The following is a 12,652-nucleotide window of genomic DNA, read 5'->3' as shown; positions in this document are numbered from 1 at the left end:
GCTCAGATATGACATGCCGCTGGGCCTTGTGGACTGAACTGCCATTGCCAGCCAGCCACCAATGGGCCACGGGGAAGATAGTGAAAAGACAAGGTCTTACCATGCCGACTGACACTGATAACCATCAGTTTACTGGCGTCACGTCTGAGTTCATCAAGAGCCGTCAGCTTGAGAATGGTGTCACCATTTTGCAGGCCAACTTTGGCGGCTTCGCTGTCTGGGCGCAGTTTCGTCACTTCCCCCAAACGCATCTCATCAAACCCTAAGTCAAATGGTCGATAACTGACTGGCTGAGCCTGTAAACAGTGAAAGGCCGTAGCGGGTGGCACCTGTACCTCGCCTTGAGTCATGGCATTAAAGTCGCTGACAGCGGCGTCACCCAGTTCACGCTTGAGTATCTCGCGCCATTGCGCCAGACCTATGATTTCGCCTTGTTGCTGTCGCCGATAAACCTCCAGCACCAGATCGTCCACGCTGCGCCGCCCTTGCGAGTATTGTAACAACTGTTGATTCAGCTTGAAGAAATACATAAAGCCACGGCCATAAGGCACTTTCTGCGCTCTGGCATCTTTCCAGAACAACCCACCCGCAGCGTGATTATTCAGATGCAAATAAGGGTTGGCATAGTAGGCAGTCGTCCGCAGATTAATCTGCCGCAACAGCTCTTCAGCGCTAGATATCCCCGCACGCTGTGACATCACAATGGCATAGTATTCAGCCGTACCTTCGGTGTACCAGGCAGTTTCTGCATGCGGTTCATCACCATTAAGAGTCGGCCAAGTATGGGACATTTCATGGGCTAGCAGAATTTGCACACCTTCGGCGATGGTCTGCCCTTCACTGCCGTAGCCAAACATAAACGAATGCGCCAACCCAGTACCACCGCCCGCTGGATAAGGATTCGAACGGGCAAAGACCCGGTAATCGTTTTGATCGCCAAAAAACTGTGCCATATAGCGATAGAATTTTGCGGTCTGCATTGGCAACTGCTGCATGTCAAACGGTGGTTTATCCAGCCAGTACATGCTGAAATGCGCCGCGTTATCCGACCATCGATGCAGTAAACCAGCAGCGTAGTAGGAAAAACGCAGTAACTCGGCCGGGGCTATCTGCTGCTGAGTATGTTCACCACCACTCCAAACGCCCAAACTGCCCTTGGGCATGGCACTCAGATCCCAACCAAGCTCAATCGAATAGGGTTGAGTCCCTGCGGGTAACGCCAAGAAATACACGCCAGCGCCCATCATCCCCTGTTGCTGACGTCGCAGGTCAAATAACGGGCCGTTGCGGGTAGTGGCATCCACCACTCTAGGGGCCGTGTGATAGTGATACTTGATAACGCCTTGAGTGGCCCGCGCCGCATAATAACGGCGATATTGCCCAGAAGGTGTTGCCGGGAGATCTTCACTTTGCAGTGGCAAACTCCCGCTGGCATCCGATGCGCTGATCTGCTCGGCGCTATAGGCAGCTGTCGGGGTAGACACCAGCGTGATAGGCATAGTTAACAGCGTTTCCCCAGCCGCCACTCTGGGACTTTCTACATTGAGGCTAACCGCCACATCTTCGATAGTACCGGCCACCATAGTTGGCGCTAGCTGTAGCCATAAATGCGGCGGCTGTCCGCTGGCAAATACCGGTTGGCACAAGCACCACAGCAAACACCCGGTGATACGCAACGCTCTCATTTGGCCTCCGCGGGGACATAAGCAATACATTCCATTTCAGCGGCGGCGCCAAGTGCTAAGCCACTAACCGCAAAAGCACTGCGGGCGGGAAGATGATCCGGTTTGAAATACGTCATGTAGATTTTATTGAATTGTGACCAGTTACCCATGTCATCCAGCATGACGGTACACTTCACCAAGTCATCCATTGAGAGACCCAAGGCGGCTGTACGAGCCTTGATATTTTCCAGCAACTGCTGGATTTGGCTGGCAAAATCACTGGGCAGCTTGCCATCGGCAGTAGCGCCAATCATTCCCGACAAATATAGAGTATCGCCCGCCCGCACCGCTTTCGAAAATGGGGCGCCAGGCGCGGGATAAAACACTGGCGAAGCAGCACTGGCACTGCAACTGCCAAGCAGTGCTAACATGGCGATGAGCGCCTTCATGACAATGCCTCAATCAGTTGTTCCACGTCATCTAGCGTGTTGTAAAAGGATGGCGAAATTCGGAAATAGTGGCGGTAGACAGTAACCTCAACTCCGGCAGCTTGCAGTTTCGGATAAATTTTGTCAGCCGCATGTTCATATTGAAACGAGATGATCGCGGACTTGGAATCAACTGGCGTCATGCTGGCAAACCCCAGCGGGGGCAAGGCTTCATGTAATCGTTTGAGTAATGGCTGGCGCCAGGCTTGGATATTGTCAATGCCGAGCTTTTTGAGATAGCCCAAGGAATAGGCTAAGGCCGATACCGCACCGTTCCCCAGCGTACCAACGCCGATAATTCCCGCCAGGCCTGAAGTTGCCTGCGTTTCAATTAACGGAGTGCCCGGCTTATCAAATGGCAAATAATGGGTCACCACTTGGCCTTCTTGGCGGAAACCTATCTGGCTGCGTTGTAACAAATGCTGGCGGTCTCGGCGTACATAAACCAGTCCAATACCAAAGTCACCCATCAGCCATTTGTAGGTGGAACAAGCCGCAAAATCGACGCCACTGCCATGCAGATCAATCGGGGTGTTACCCGCCGCTTGAATGATGTCCGCAAATACCAGCACGCCCTTGCTGTGGGCCATATCGCATACGGCTTTAAGATCGTGTTGAAAACCGCCCACGTTTGACACCAGCGTCAAGGCGATCAGCTTGGTTGCCGGGGTGATGGCGCGCTCCAGATCTTCGATATGAATACGGTTATCTCTGGCAGCTACCAGTGAGTATTGCAGCCCTTGTTTGGCAAACTCGTTGTACATGAACAGCGAACCGCTGAAATGGTAAACATCGGTCACCACATGGCCTTGCTGGTGCAGCCCCAAGCCTGAAACCACCAGATTTTCAGCCACTGTAGTACTGGGCACCCAGGTCAGCTCATCTGCATCGGCATGGAATAATTCACCAAACAGCGTTATCGCTTTATGACGATCACCGCCCATATCAACCTCGGCGGCGGCACTATTCATCAACCGTGCATTGAGATAATGCTTGATAGCATCTGCCGCACCAATAGTGACCGGATGCATATAGGCACCATTAAGGTAAGTCGATGCCAAGGCAAAATCATCACGCGACCCCATCAAGCCTTTACCTGTCAATGGCTTAACTGGATTACTGGCGAGCACATTACCAGCCATCATGGCTACTGGCATCGCCGCGATGCCGGTTAATAACTGGCGCCGGGAACAATCAAGTTGCCGTAAGTTATTGGGATTCTCTTTGCTCATCAGTAATTCCCCATCTCATCGGCGGGATAAAGTTCCACTTCCCCTTCGATTTCCACCGGGATCCCAAAGGGTAAGGAGGTCATGCCCACCGCTGTGCGACTGTGTTGTCCACGCTCTTGACCATATAACTCAATGATCAGATCAGAAAAACCATTAATCACGTTTGGCTGCCTGGCAAAATCACTGCTGGCGGCCACCATGCCAAAGATGCGCCCCCAGCGACTGACCCGATCCAAGCTGCCAAGTGTCCGTTTGAGGCTGCCTAAAATTGACAAAGCGGTCAAGCGCGCCGCCTGATACCCTTCAGCTTCCGTCAACTCGACACCAATTTTTCCAACATAGGCGGTCATCGTGCCATCAGCCGCCTGTGGCCCATGACCAGAAATCAATGCCCGGTTTCCCAGAACCCGCACCATAACAAACGGCAACACAATACCTGCCGGGGCTTGAATAGCAGGCGGCAAGCACAATCCGAGTTCCTTTAACCGCTGTTCAATTGAATCCATGTTTTTCCTCACATCAGAGTCAACAATTGCTGCCGGCAAAAGAACAAAGCAACCTGACTCTGAAAATGCTACAACGGCAGCAGGCCGGCCCCCTGCTACCAACATATTGTTTGTTATAATTTATTTGGTGGCAGGGCGAACGGGCTCACTCCCAATGCCTGATAGATCTCTGCCGGAAAGTAGTAACTGTCATCCTTGATCACCATCTGTGCGCTACGAATGTTGCTGATATTGTCTAGCGGGTTATCCCGCAGCAGTACCATATCCGCCCGTTTGCCGACCTCCAGACTACCCAATTGCTGCTCGCGGCCCAAATAGCGTTCGCAGTCGAGGGTTCCGGCACGCACAGCTTCGGCGGGTGTCATCCCAGCTTGCACATAGAGTTCTAACTCCCGCAATACCGTAAACCCAGTGGTGTCATCCGTTCCCGGCAACAGCTGGAGCTGCTTGTCATGCATCATGCCTAACAGCGCGATCATTTTGTTGAAGGCTGCGTGATACTGTTTATCCAATGCTGGAGTTAATCCCGGAACAAAGGTGCGCTGACGGTAACGTTGATAACCTATGGGCATGTGCGACAGGTACGGTTTATCCCCCGCCGTAACCGCGCCTGCACGGCTCAACATCAGCCGCTCCAAAATCACCGCAGTGGGGTCCAGCGGAATATGATGCTGCTGCATCAATGACAACGTGCGTTGCACTTGCTCGCTGTTAAGATCGAGATCAGCTGCGCGCACCATCGCGGTCAAACGTAAAGGTGTACGGGTGTCTTCATCGGCGTGCAACAACCAACCCAGCATCAATTGGTTAGCGTGAGTAATTTCATCATAACCCGCCGCAATCATCTGATCCGGCGAAGTAAACGCGGGGATATGGCCGGTAACTGTCATTCCCAAGCGGTGGGCTTCACGAGTAATGGCGGGCACCCATGCCGGATTCATGGAGTTGTAGATTTTGATCTGCCAGTAACCGTGTTTCTTGTACCAGCGCACCTTTGCCACGGCGTCTTGTTCACTGTCGACCACAAAGCCATCACGGGCAGAATAGGGACTACGCCCTTCCAGGAAGCCATTGCGCACAATGCGAGGGCCCGCAATTTCACCGCTATCAATTCTGGGGATCAAATCCAACAGAAACTGATTATCGTTGCCCATATCTCGGGTACTGGTAATCCCCGCTGCCAGATACCAAAGGCCGGAGTCCAGCGTAGAATGGGAGTGCATATCATGCAGGCCAGGGATCAGCGTGCCACCGTTAGCGTCGTATACCGTTTCACCGGGATAATGCTGACCGGCGTGCCAAGGTTCTATTGCACTGATCAAACCATTTTTGATTTGTAGCGACATCAAACCAGTGCGCTGCCCCTGTTGTACCTGTAACACATGTACATTGACCAATCGCAAGGGTTGCGCTGACGGCTGATGCGCCAGTTGCTGTTGCAGTTCTCGCATCCGCGATGTTTCTAAGTCTCCGGCCAGAGACTGCAACCATCCGGCTTGCGCTTCATAGCCCTGGCGCAGCGTCACACCAGTTGCTGAAAACACCGCAAACAACTGCTGTTGCTGATCTAACATCAAATACGATGGCTGCAACGACAATCCGGTTAAACGGTAAACCTGTAAGGTGAGTTGCTGCGCCCCCGTGCCCAACACCTGCTGCGGCAAAGACTGCAACGACAACTCACCGCTAGGGAGTACCTTGAGCCGATGCTGAGGCTGCGCCAATAAGGCTCTGGCGTAAACGCCCAACAACCAAGGATTACTGTCATTGACAATATATAGCCGAGGTGCCGTCAATGACTGCTTGCCACTATCCGCTTGGCTTTGCCATTCGGCCACGCCTTGATGATAACGGTAATGTTCTGCCACCTGACCGCCCATCAAAGAGGTGCCCGTTACCGACAGCGACAGCGGAATACCCGCGTCCCCGAGTTGCAGTTCAGTGGTCAGTTTAGGGCCGCGACCATTGTCATCGACGCGATAGACTATCTGGGTTTTGCCCTGCTGTTCGCTCACAACCACACTGCCTACCACTTCGCCATTGGCCACCACAGATAACGGCTCGGCGGCACGCAGGGCAGGGATCACCAACATGGTGGCGGTAATAAGTGGCAACAGATAACGCCAACTTTTCATTTCAAAAACTCCGTCAGTTGTGGCTGCAGTTGTTTCCGCACCGAGGGATCGGCAAAGATCGAATGCCCCGCAGGCAATATTTCATACTGCATCTGGGCGGGCGATACACCGGCATGAACCAAGGCATACCAAGCGGCTAATGCGGGCACGGCTAAGTCGTAATAACCACTGAGCACCATAATTTTCATCGTCGGCTGTTGCTGCTGCAATGCGGCGATATTGGGGTGGGATTGAAGTAGAAAATCGGCGTATTGAAACCCGGCGGACGTTTGTCCACATACTGCCAGTGAAAATTGACATTGAGGTTTAGCGCCAGATAATCGCGCGACATCTTAATCCCGGTCAGTTGCTGTAACTCATGAGCAATAGCTGGCGACTTGATCACTAAGCCACCTTTAAGCCCCAGCGCGGGATCATCAAGGGCGGAAGGACGATCTTTTTAGGCGTTGGCTTGGCGGCTAACACCCGACTGTCGAGCCGACCAAACACCTGGTTATCCTCCGCCAGCAGCATATTGCGAAAGTCTTCAGCGCTGATCCTCAAGTTATGTTGCAACCAAGTGCTCGCCGCTAACCCGGTATAACGGGCAAGCGCTTGTGCCAGTTGGGTTGCTTGCTCCGCGGGTATCGCATTGCCTAGCATCAACGCTGGCGCATACTGCGTTATGGCAAACTGCTTCGCCTGTTGAAATAGCTCGGCCACTGGCATCTTGGAGTATGCACCTTTGCCTTGGGTCGCGGCAGCAACCGCCAAAGACGGCAACGCCATCACAAAAGGCAAGTCATTACCTTTGGCGTCTTCCGCAGCGCTGCCATCCAGCAGCGGGGAAACCAGCAGTAGTCCCCCCATATTCAAGTCATCAAGCTGCCCAGCCAGCGTAGCCAAGCGATAACCACCATAACTTTCCCCGGCAATAAATACCTTGGCGTCTTGGCGCTGGTGTTGCGCTAACCATTGATGCATAAACTGATTAACGGCTTTGGCATCTCCGGCAGTCGACCAGTAAGCGGCTTGCGCCTGTTCATCTTGCGGGCTCTCGCTGAAACCCGTTCCCGGCGGATCGATAAACACCAAATCGGCAACCGCTAACAAGGTCTCTGGATTATCTTGCAGATGTTCCTCGCCCTGGGCATCGCGTGCTTTGAGTTTGGGCCCCACCCCGCAAAATGCAGTGACGATGAGGAAGCACCTGGCCCGCCGTTGAATAAAAACAGCACCGGACGCGGTTTTGCCTGTTGTGCCACATAAGCGGTGGCACTGATACTCGCGCCTTCCAGTGCTAACGCCTCAAAGCAGGGATGGTAACTGAGCTGGCCATCGGGCAGTTGCAACTCACGGCCACAGTGACTCGACCATGGGTTAGCCGTGGCGGCAACGGCAGAAGGCACCACGGCAACGGCCAATGCCAAGCTCAGCAGCGCACGCAAATGACAGGTTATTCGCGGCATTGTGCTTCCTTACCACTGACATCGGTTTTCAAGCGCCACTGATAGCCCTTGGTCAGCTTGCCGGTGGGCACAAACGCAATCGAGGTTGGTACGCCATTACGTTCCACTAGCAGAGTCAGTGGTGACGAGGGTTTTGACTGCTGTTCATCCAGTCCAACGGACTTCAACACCTTGTCACCTTCTCTAATGCCCGCTTTGGCGGCGGGTGAGTTAGGGTCAAGCCCATGAATAACTCGCGGAGTCTGCATCAGGCTGCTGATATCAAAACCGAGTTCAAACAGTGGCATAGTTACCTGCTCACGGGTAAAACAACGCCCGAAGGCTTCTGGTTCTGGCACTAAAAAACCACCGTTTTGCATCGCGGCATAATCGCTATCGGCAGCATCGCCAATGTAACGGCGCACCAGTGCTACCCAATCTGCCGCCGTAACGGCTTTACCCGCGCGTTCCTGTGCCAGAAAATCCACCAGCAGTTGGTCGAGATTATGTTTACCGGCAGACGCTTGGCGAATGCGCGAATCGGTCACTATGAAGTACAGCGCCCCGCGAAAATAAGGCTGCAAACGTGCCCGCGCATCGGTCCAGAATGCGGCGGTTGCGGCCTGCATATCCATGTCTTTACGCACATTACTGTAGTAAGTCAGCAGCGTGTTGTTGACCGCTTGCAGATAGGTGGCACTGTCGGTTAGCCCCAACGCATAAGGCGCCCGATTCTCATACATCACCGCTAAGCCTTCTTGAAACCAACTCGCGCCCTCCAAACCGTGCAGGTACACATGCACCATCTCGTGAGAGAGGATCTGCGTCATCTCTTTCAGCGAAATATCGTTATTGGCAGCGACCATCAAGGCATCCGGCAATTCGGTTCCACTTTTGGAGATCATTGGATTGCTACGGAAGGTCACAGTAAAAGGCGGCAATTCAGGAAGCCAAAGAAATCGCTGTATTTCACATAGGCATCATGTGCCCAGGTCAGCAGCGTTTCTTGGGTAAATTGATTGCTATCGGCAGTAGATGCGGCACGAAATGGCCCTTTGGTATCGCCATTGGCCGGATAACGGTGCAACTGCCCCGCCATATAATAAGTGGCGGCAATTCGTTGTGGTAACGCCACACCATCAAAGGGCAAACTGTCAATGGCGCTGGCACCTTGACCTAAGGCGGTCAGATCCCAGCTCAGTTGCACCTGATAAGGCTGAGTTACCTGCGGTAATAACAGGAAGGTGTTACCGGCGGCACTGATCCCGCGGGGTTCACTGCGCAGTTCCCAAGTCGGGCCAGGGGTAGTTTCTCGCGAAATATCCGCGCGATAACTTACGGTCACCGCCCCTTGGTCGCACGGTTGGTCTTCCAAGCGCGAGGGAGTTTACCCAGCGTATCAGGAATATCTGTGGTGGTCGGTTGGAGCATGACGGCTCCGGCCGCATCGCTAACCTTAATGCTATGAATACGCTGATCAATATGTTGCAGCGGCCCCAGTGTTTGCGCAATCGTCAATGGCGGTAACGTGCCGTCCAATTGATAGACTTCAGTGACATCCAGCGCAACGGCCTGACCATGTTCAACAACTGGGGTGAGTTTAATAAAAAGCTGCGGTTCCGCCGCCTGTGCTGCCATCGAACTTGCAAGTATCGCTGGGGCACACAGGGAAAGTACCGCGAAGGGAGAATATAACTTCATCATCACCTCTTGGGTAAACAGCCGCCCGCCATAACACCGGGCGGCTTAAAGGATTACATCTGCCAGGACAATGTCAGACCTACGGTCTGTGGTTGAATAACCACTGCGCCATAGTTAACGTCATCGGTGGCAGTAGCGGTACCACGGCGGTTAGCACTGATATAGCCTTCCTTATCAAACAGGTTGTTGGCGTACAGTGTCAGCGCCCAGTTGTCATAACTCAGTGTAGAACTGAGCCCAACAGTGGTATAGCTGGGTAGATGAATACGAGAGATAGCGGATGACTGGGTAAACTGCATGTAACGGTCGCCCATATAGGTTACGTTGCCACTGAAGGACAACAACATGCCATTACCTAGGTCGAAGTTGTGGCTCAGCGATGCTGTACCTGAATTTTTCGCTGAGAATGGCATGCGATCACCGTCTTTACCGTAAGCGGTAGAGCCGTCAACATACCCTGGGATATCCTCAGCCAATGAAGCATCGGTATAAGCGTAGCTGGCATTGAATTGCCAATCTTCCAGGAAGTTATAACCCAAGCTGAGCTCTAAGCCCTGACTGGCGGCTTTACCGGCATTGGTGGTGTAGTTGGAACCATAAGTCAAATCAACCTGGCTGATCTGCAAGTCTGACCAATCGATATAATAAGCGGTTGCATTCAATGTCAACGCACTGTCAAAGAACCCGCCCTTAAAGCCCAGCTCATAGCTGACCAGTTTGTCGGAATCATAACCCGCGGGAATACCTGGCACCAAGTTGCCGTTACTGCCACCAGCACGATAACCTGAGGCAATGCGAGCGTACATCATCATCTCTTCATCGAAGTGATAACGGCTGGATAACAGATAGGTAAATATGTTGTCATCGTAGCTTTCATAAGTTTCATCGGCATCGACCAACATGCCACCTGTGGTGCTATCACCGTCCATCTTGTATTTACTGAAACGACCACCGATAGTGACATCCAACTTATCGGTAATCTTGTAGGTGGTATTGCCAAATACCGCCGTTTCACGATAACGATCATCGCCCATAGAGATCAGCAATGGTGACGCCGCGAAGTAGTTGCCCGTCACATTGTCGCCCAGATAGAAGTTCTGGGTGCTGTTCACATCCTCACGGGTATAGAACAACCCCACCTGCCATTGCAGCCGCACATCATCTTTTGAAGACAGACGGAATTCCTGACTCAGCTTATCCTCGTCATAGCGGTTATCAATAAAAGCCCCGGCTTCTTCATAATCCAGGCCCATCATACCGGCAAACATTGGCGCCAAAATGCCAATAGAGGTATAGCCTACATCCTGCTTGGCCGCCGCCCGGTGCTCGGTATAGCCGGTAATGGAGTCCAGTGTTCCCCAGCCCAGATCGCCCGTGATCTTAGTGGTATAAAAACGCGTCTGACCTTCGTAACTATCAGTGCCCACCATCCGATTATGTTGATAATCGTCGTACACGGGTTGCAGTTCAGGGGTTACATCAACAGTGGCGGTATTATCCTGAGTGGTATTCTGGAACATCGCCGATGAGCGGATAGTGACTGTTTCTGACGGATACCAAATCATCGCCACCCGGCCACCTTTACTTTTAACACTGTTATCGGAACCATCACGGGTGTTGGTAACAAATGAAGGGTCTTCACGTTTGAAGGCGCTGGCACGCAGTGCAAAATCCTCCGAAACAGGCACATTGCCAGAGGCCCGGACACTGTAACCATTGCCACCATGAGCCACAGAAGAACCGCCGACTTCTAGCCGACCTGTGGCATAACTGGCGTTGGGATCAACAGAAACATACTTCACCAACCCGCCCATGCTGCTGGCACCATACAGCGTCCCTTGCGGGCCTCGTAGCACTTCAATCTGTTGGATATCAGACGGGTCTAAATCAGGAATTACCCCGGTATTGGTCGCTGAACCATAGGGCACGTCATCAATGGTCACACCTGAGGTGGGGCGAGTACCAATACCAGCATCGGTGCCAACACCACGCATTACAATCGTGCTGCTCATGGCACTGGACACATAACTCAGGCCAGGGATTTCAGCAAAATAGTCCGCAAGTTTATTCTTACCGTTTTCAGCCAGTTGCTTGGCATCCAACACTTCCATCGACAGCGGTACATCCTGCAAACGTTCATTACGTTTGGTTGCCGTCACAACAATCTTTTCAATACTTTTGTTATCGCTAGCGCTTGGGTCTTGGTCAGGCACGGCTTCATCGGCCAGCGCCTGAGTGGATAATGACAACGCCACTAGGCCAAGCGACAGACCGATTGCTTTGGCCAGAGGGCTTTTCTTTTCCAGAGATGAGGGTAAAGGCAGCATACACATTCTTCCAATTAACAATTTGTTGAATTTATTTAGAAAGATGTTAATTACATCTGTCCGCTTTGCATTTTTCTGGTCGCTTGAGTCTCAGCAATCCATGCAACAAACATCCACAAAGCTAGCAACCATTTATTTTTAATAGTTTTATAAAAAAAATTGCCACTATTATTGTTATATGACAGTTTTCATGTGACGCGCCCCCAGGCGAAACCAGCAGCTTTATCGCTCAACAATTTCTTAACGTCCGTTTATAAATTACACATTTTGTGTATGCGATCAACACTTTTATGTTGATTGGATAAACAATTTGTTTAAATTTGTAAAATAGGCCAATATAACAGGCATGATTTTTGGGGGTTTAAATCGGCCTAAAAAATACAAACAGCCTTGTTTTTAAACATTCACCTTAAGTGCTGTTTTATGGAAAAACTCAATGAATACAAAAACAAAAACTGAGCCACTGAACTTTCGAACGCAGTTTTGCCTTACCGAAAGACAGTTAGTGATCAATGTGTTGATGACAGTGGTTGATTTGTTGAATGAAGTGCTGAGCGATAATGTTGAGGTTGTGCTGCACGACATGACCCGTCCAGAAAATTCCGTGATCGCCATTACTCATGGACATGTGACCGGTCGCGGTGTTGGTGATTCAATCCTCGCCGGCCCCAAAGGTGATGCGGGGTTTGCGGCGGCTCGCGATGTTGCCGATGCCATTGGTGAACAAAACAGCATTATTGCTAGCTACAATACGGTGACTAAAAACGGGGTAACGCTGCACTCCTCTACCGCCATTTTCCGCGATAGCGATGGGATGCCATTTGCCGCCTTATGTTTTAACTCCGATATGACTATTCCCCATATGGCCCATGCCTGGTTAAGCCGCATGTTGGGCAAAGATATCAAGCAGCCAGCCCCGAGTGATCATCAGCCCGCCAAAGTCGGCAACCTGATGGATGACATAGTGGCAGGTTCCTTAACTACGCTGGGGAAACCAATCAATCTGTTGACCCGTGAAGAGAAAATTGCCGCAGTTGAACACATGCAAAGCAATGGGATGTTTGTGGTTCGTGGCGGCGTTAACCGGGCAGCCAAAGCGCTTGGGGTCACGCGCTATACCATTTACAACTACCTTGATGAGCTAAAAAAGCGCAACTTGACCGAATAACCGC

General features: G+C 51.9%; 14 protein-coding genes. 1 reads left to right on the top strand and 13 read right to left on the bottom strand.

From position 1 onward, the window contains the following. Window positions 1-2: 2 nt before the first annotated feature. From KHX94_RS12840 to KHX94_RS12780, 13 genes are all read right to left on the bottom strand, one after another. Entirely contained in the window at window positions 3-1,685 is a 1,683-nt protein-coding gene (locus KHX94_RS12840; RefSeq protein WP_213680953.1) for a M61 metallopeptidase family protein, read from the bottom strand. Beyond that, entirely contained in the window at window positions 1,682-2,113 is a 432-nt protein-coding gene (locus KHX94_RS12835) for a RidA family protein (protein ID WP_213680952.1), read from the bottom strand. Before KHX94_RS12835 ends, KHX94_RS12840 begins: the two co-directional genes overlap by 4 nt. Continuing rightward, window positions 2,110-3,384 (bottom strand): aminotransferase class V-fold PLP-dependent enzyme, encoded by a 1,275-nt coding sequence (locus tag KHX94_RS12830; protein ID WP_213680951.1) that lies wholly within the window; start codon window positions 3,382-3,384, stop codon window positions 2,110-2,112. The genes KHX94_RS12835 and KHX94_RS12830 overlap by 4 nt, the downstream gene beginning before the upstream one ends. After that, on the bottom strand, window positions 3,384-3,890 hold the full coding sequence (locus KHX94_RS12825; RefSeq protein ID WP_213680950.1) for a RidA family protein: 507 nt from the start codon (window positions 3,888-3,890) through the stop codon (window positions 3,384-3,386). Before KHX94_RS12825 ends, KHX94_RS12830 begins: the two co-directional genes overlap by 1 nt. Before the next feature lie 113 nt (window positions 3,891-4,003). Continuing rightward, window positions 4,004-6,025, bottom strand: coding sequence for an amidohydrolase family protein (locus tag KHX94_RS12820; RefSeq protein WP_213680949.1), 2,022 nt, complete (start codon window positions 6,023-6,025; stop codon window positions 4,004-4,006). Beyond that, entirely contained in the window at window positions 6,022-6,213 is a 192-nt protein-coding gene (locus tag KHX94_RS12815) for a hypothetical protein (protein WP_213680948.1), read from the bottom strand. Before KHX94_RS12815 ends, KHX94_RS12820 begins: the two co-directional genes overlap by 4 nt. After that, window positions 6,210-6,410, bottom strand: a complete 201-nt coding sequence (locus KHX94_RS12810) for a hypothetical protein (protein WP_213680947.1) — start codon at window positions 6,408-6,410, stop codon at window positions 6,210-6,212. Before KHX94_RS12810 ends, KHX94_RS12815 begins: the two co-directional genes overlap by 4 nt. Then, window positions 6,410-7,183: a S10 family serine carboxypeptidase-like protein gene (locus KHX94_RS12805; RefSeq protein WP_213680946.1), complete on the bottom strand. Its 774-nt coding sequence runs from the start codon at window positions 7,181-7,183 to the stop codon at window positions 6,410-6,412. The genes KHX94_RS12810 and KHX94_RS12805 overlap by 1 nt, the downstream gene beginning before the upstream one ends. Then, window positions 7,111-7,473, bottom strand: a complete 363-nt coding sequence (locus tag KHX94_RS12800) for a hypothetical protein (protein WP_213680945.1) — start codon at window positions 7,471-7,473, stop codon at window positions 7,111-7,113. Before KHX94_RS12800 ends, KHX94_RS12805 begins: the two co-directional genes overlap by 73 nt. After that, window positions 7,461-8,357 carry a M61 metallopeptidase family protein gene (locus KHX94_RS12795; protein ID WP_213680944.1) on the bottom strand — a complete coding sequence of 299 codons (897 nt, stop codon included), beginning with the start codon at window positions 8,355-8,357 and terminating at the stop codon, window positions 7,461-7,463. Before KHX94_RS12795 ends, KHX94_RS12800 begins: the two co-directional genes overlap by 13 nt. A gap of 17 nt (window positions 8,358-8,374) precedes the next feature. After that, window positions 8,375-8,797 carry a hypothetical protein gene (locus KHX94_RS12790; RefSeq protein WP_213680943.1) on the bottom strand — a complete coding sequence of 141 codons (423 nt, stop codon included), beginning with the start codon at window positions 8,795-8,797 and terminating at the stop codon, window positions 8,375-8,377. After that, window positions 8,794-9,156: a hypothetical protein gene (locus tag KHX94_RS12785; protein WP_213680942.1), complete on the bottom strand. Its 363-nt coding sequence runs from the start codon at window positions 9,154-9,156 to the stop codon at window positions 8,794-8,796. Before KHX94_RS12785 ends, KHX94_RS12790 begins: the two co-directional genes overlap by 4 nt. A gap of 50 nt (window positions 9,157-9,206) precedes the next feature. After that, entirely contained in the window at window positions 9,207-11,480 is a 2,274-nt protein-coding gene (locus KHX94_RS12780; protein ID WP_213680941.1) for a TonB-dependent receptor, read from the bottom strand. A gap of 436 nt (window positions 11,481-11,916) precedes the next feature. Between KHX94_RS12780 and KHX94_RS12775 the strand changes: the two genes are divergently transcribed. Beyond that, entirely contained in the window at window positions 11,917-12,648 is a 732-nt protein-coding gene (locus KHX94_RS12775) for a helix-turn-helix transcriptional regulator (RefSeq protein WP_213680940.1), read from the top strand. Window positions 12,649-12,652: the final 4 nt, after the last annotated feature.

The sequence above is a fragment of the Shewanella dokdonensis genome (genome assembly GCF_018394335.1).
In the GTDB taxonomy this organism is placed as follows: domain Bacteria; phylum Pseudomonadota; class Gammaproteobacteria; order Enterobacterales; family Shewanellaceae; genus Shewanella; species Shewanella dokdonensis.
This window is presented reverse-complemented; position numbering and strand designations above follow the sequence as displayed.

Bases quoted from the DNA above. Each gene is read 5' to 3' on its own strand.
- KHX94_RS12840 (WP_213680953.1), bottom strand. From the start codon at position 1,685: ATGAGAGCGTTGCGTATCACCGGGTGTTTGCTGTGGTGCTTGTGCCAA.
- KHX94_RS12835 (WP_213680952.1), bottom strand. From the start codon at position 2,113: ATGAAGGCGCTCATCGCCATGTTAGCACTGCTTGGCAGTTGCAGTGCC.
- KHX94_RS12830 (WP_213680951.1), bottom strand. From the start codon at position 3,384: ATGAGCAAAGAGAATCCCAATAACTTACGGCAACTTGATTGTTCCCGG.
- KHX94_RS12825 (WP_213680950.1), bottom strand. From the start codon at position 3,890: ATGGATTCAATTGAACAGCGGTTAAAGGAACTCGGATTGTGCTTGCCG.
- KHX94_RS12820 (WP_213680949.1), bottom strand. From the start codon at position 6,025: ATGAAAAGTTGGCGTTATCTGTTGCCACTTATTACCGCCACCATGTTG.
- KHX94_RS12815 (WP_213680948.1), bottom strand. From the start codon at position 6,213: ATGAAAATTATGGTGCTCAGTGGTTATTACGACTTAGCCGTGCCCGCA.
- KHX94_RS12800 (WP_213680945.1), bottom strand. From the start codon at position 7,473: ATGCCGCGAATAACCTGTCATTTGCGTGCGCTGCTGAGCTTGGCATTG.
- KHX94_RS12795 (WP_213680944.1), bottom strand. From the start codon at position 8,357: ATGATCTCCAAAAGTGGAACCGAATTGCCGGATGCCTTGATGGTCGCT.
- KHX94_RS12785 (WP_213680942.1), bottom strand. From the start codon at position 9,156: ATGATGAAGTTATATTCTCCCTTCGCGGTACTTTCCCTGTGTGCCCCA.
- KHX94_RS12780 (WP_213680941.1), bottom strand. From the start codon at position 11,480: ATGCTGCCTTTACCCTCATCTCTGGAAAAGAAAAGCCCTCTGGCCAAA.
- KHX94_RS12775 (WP_213680940.1), top strand. From the start codon at position 11,917: ATGAATACAAAAACAAAAACTGAGCCACTGAACTTTCGAACGCAGTTT.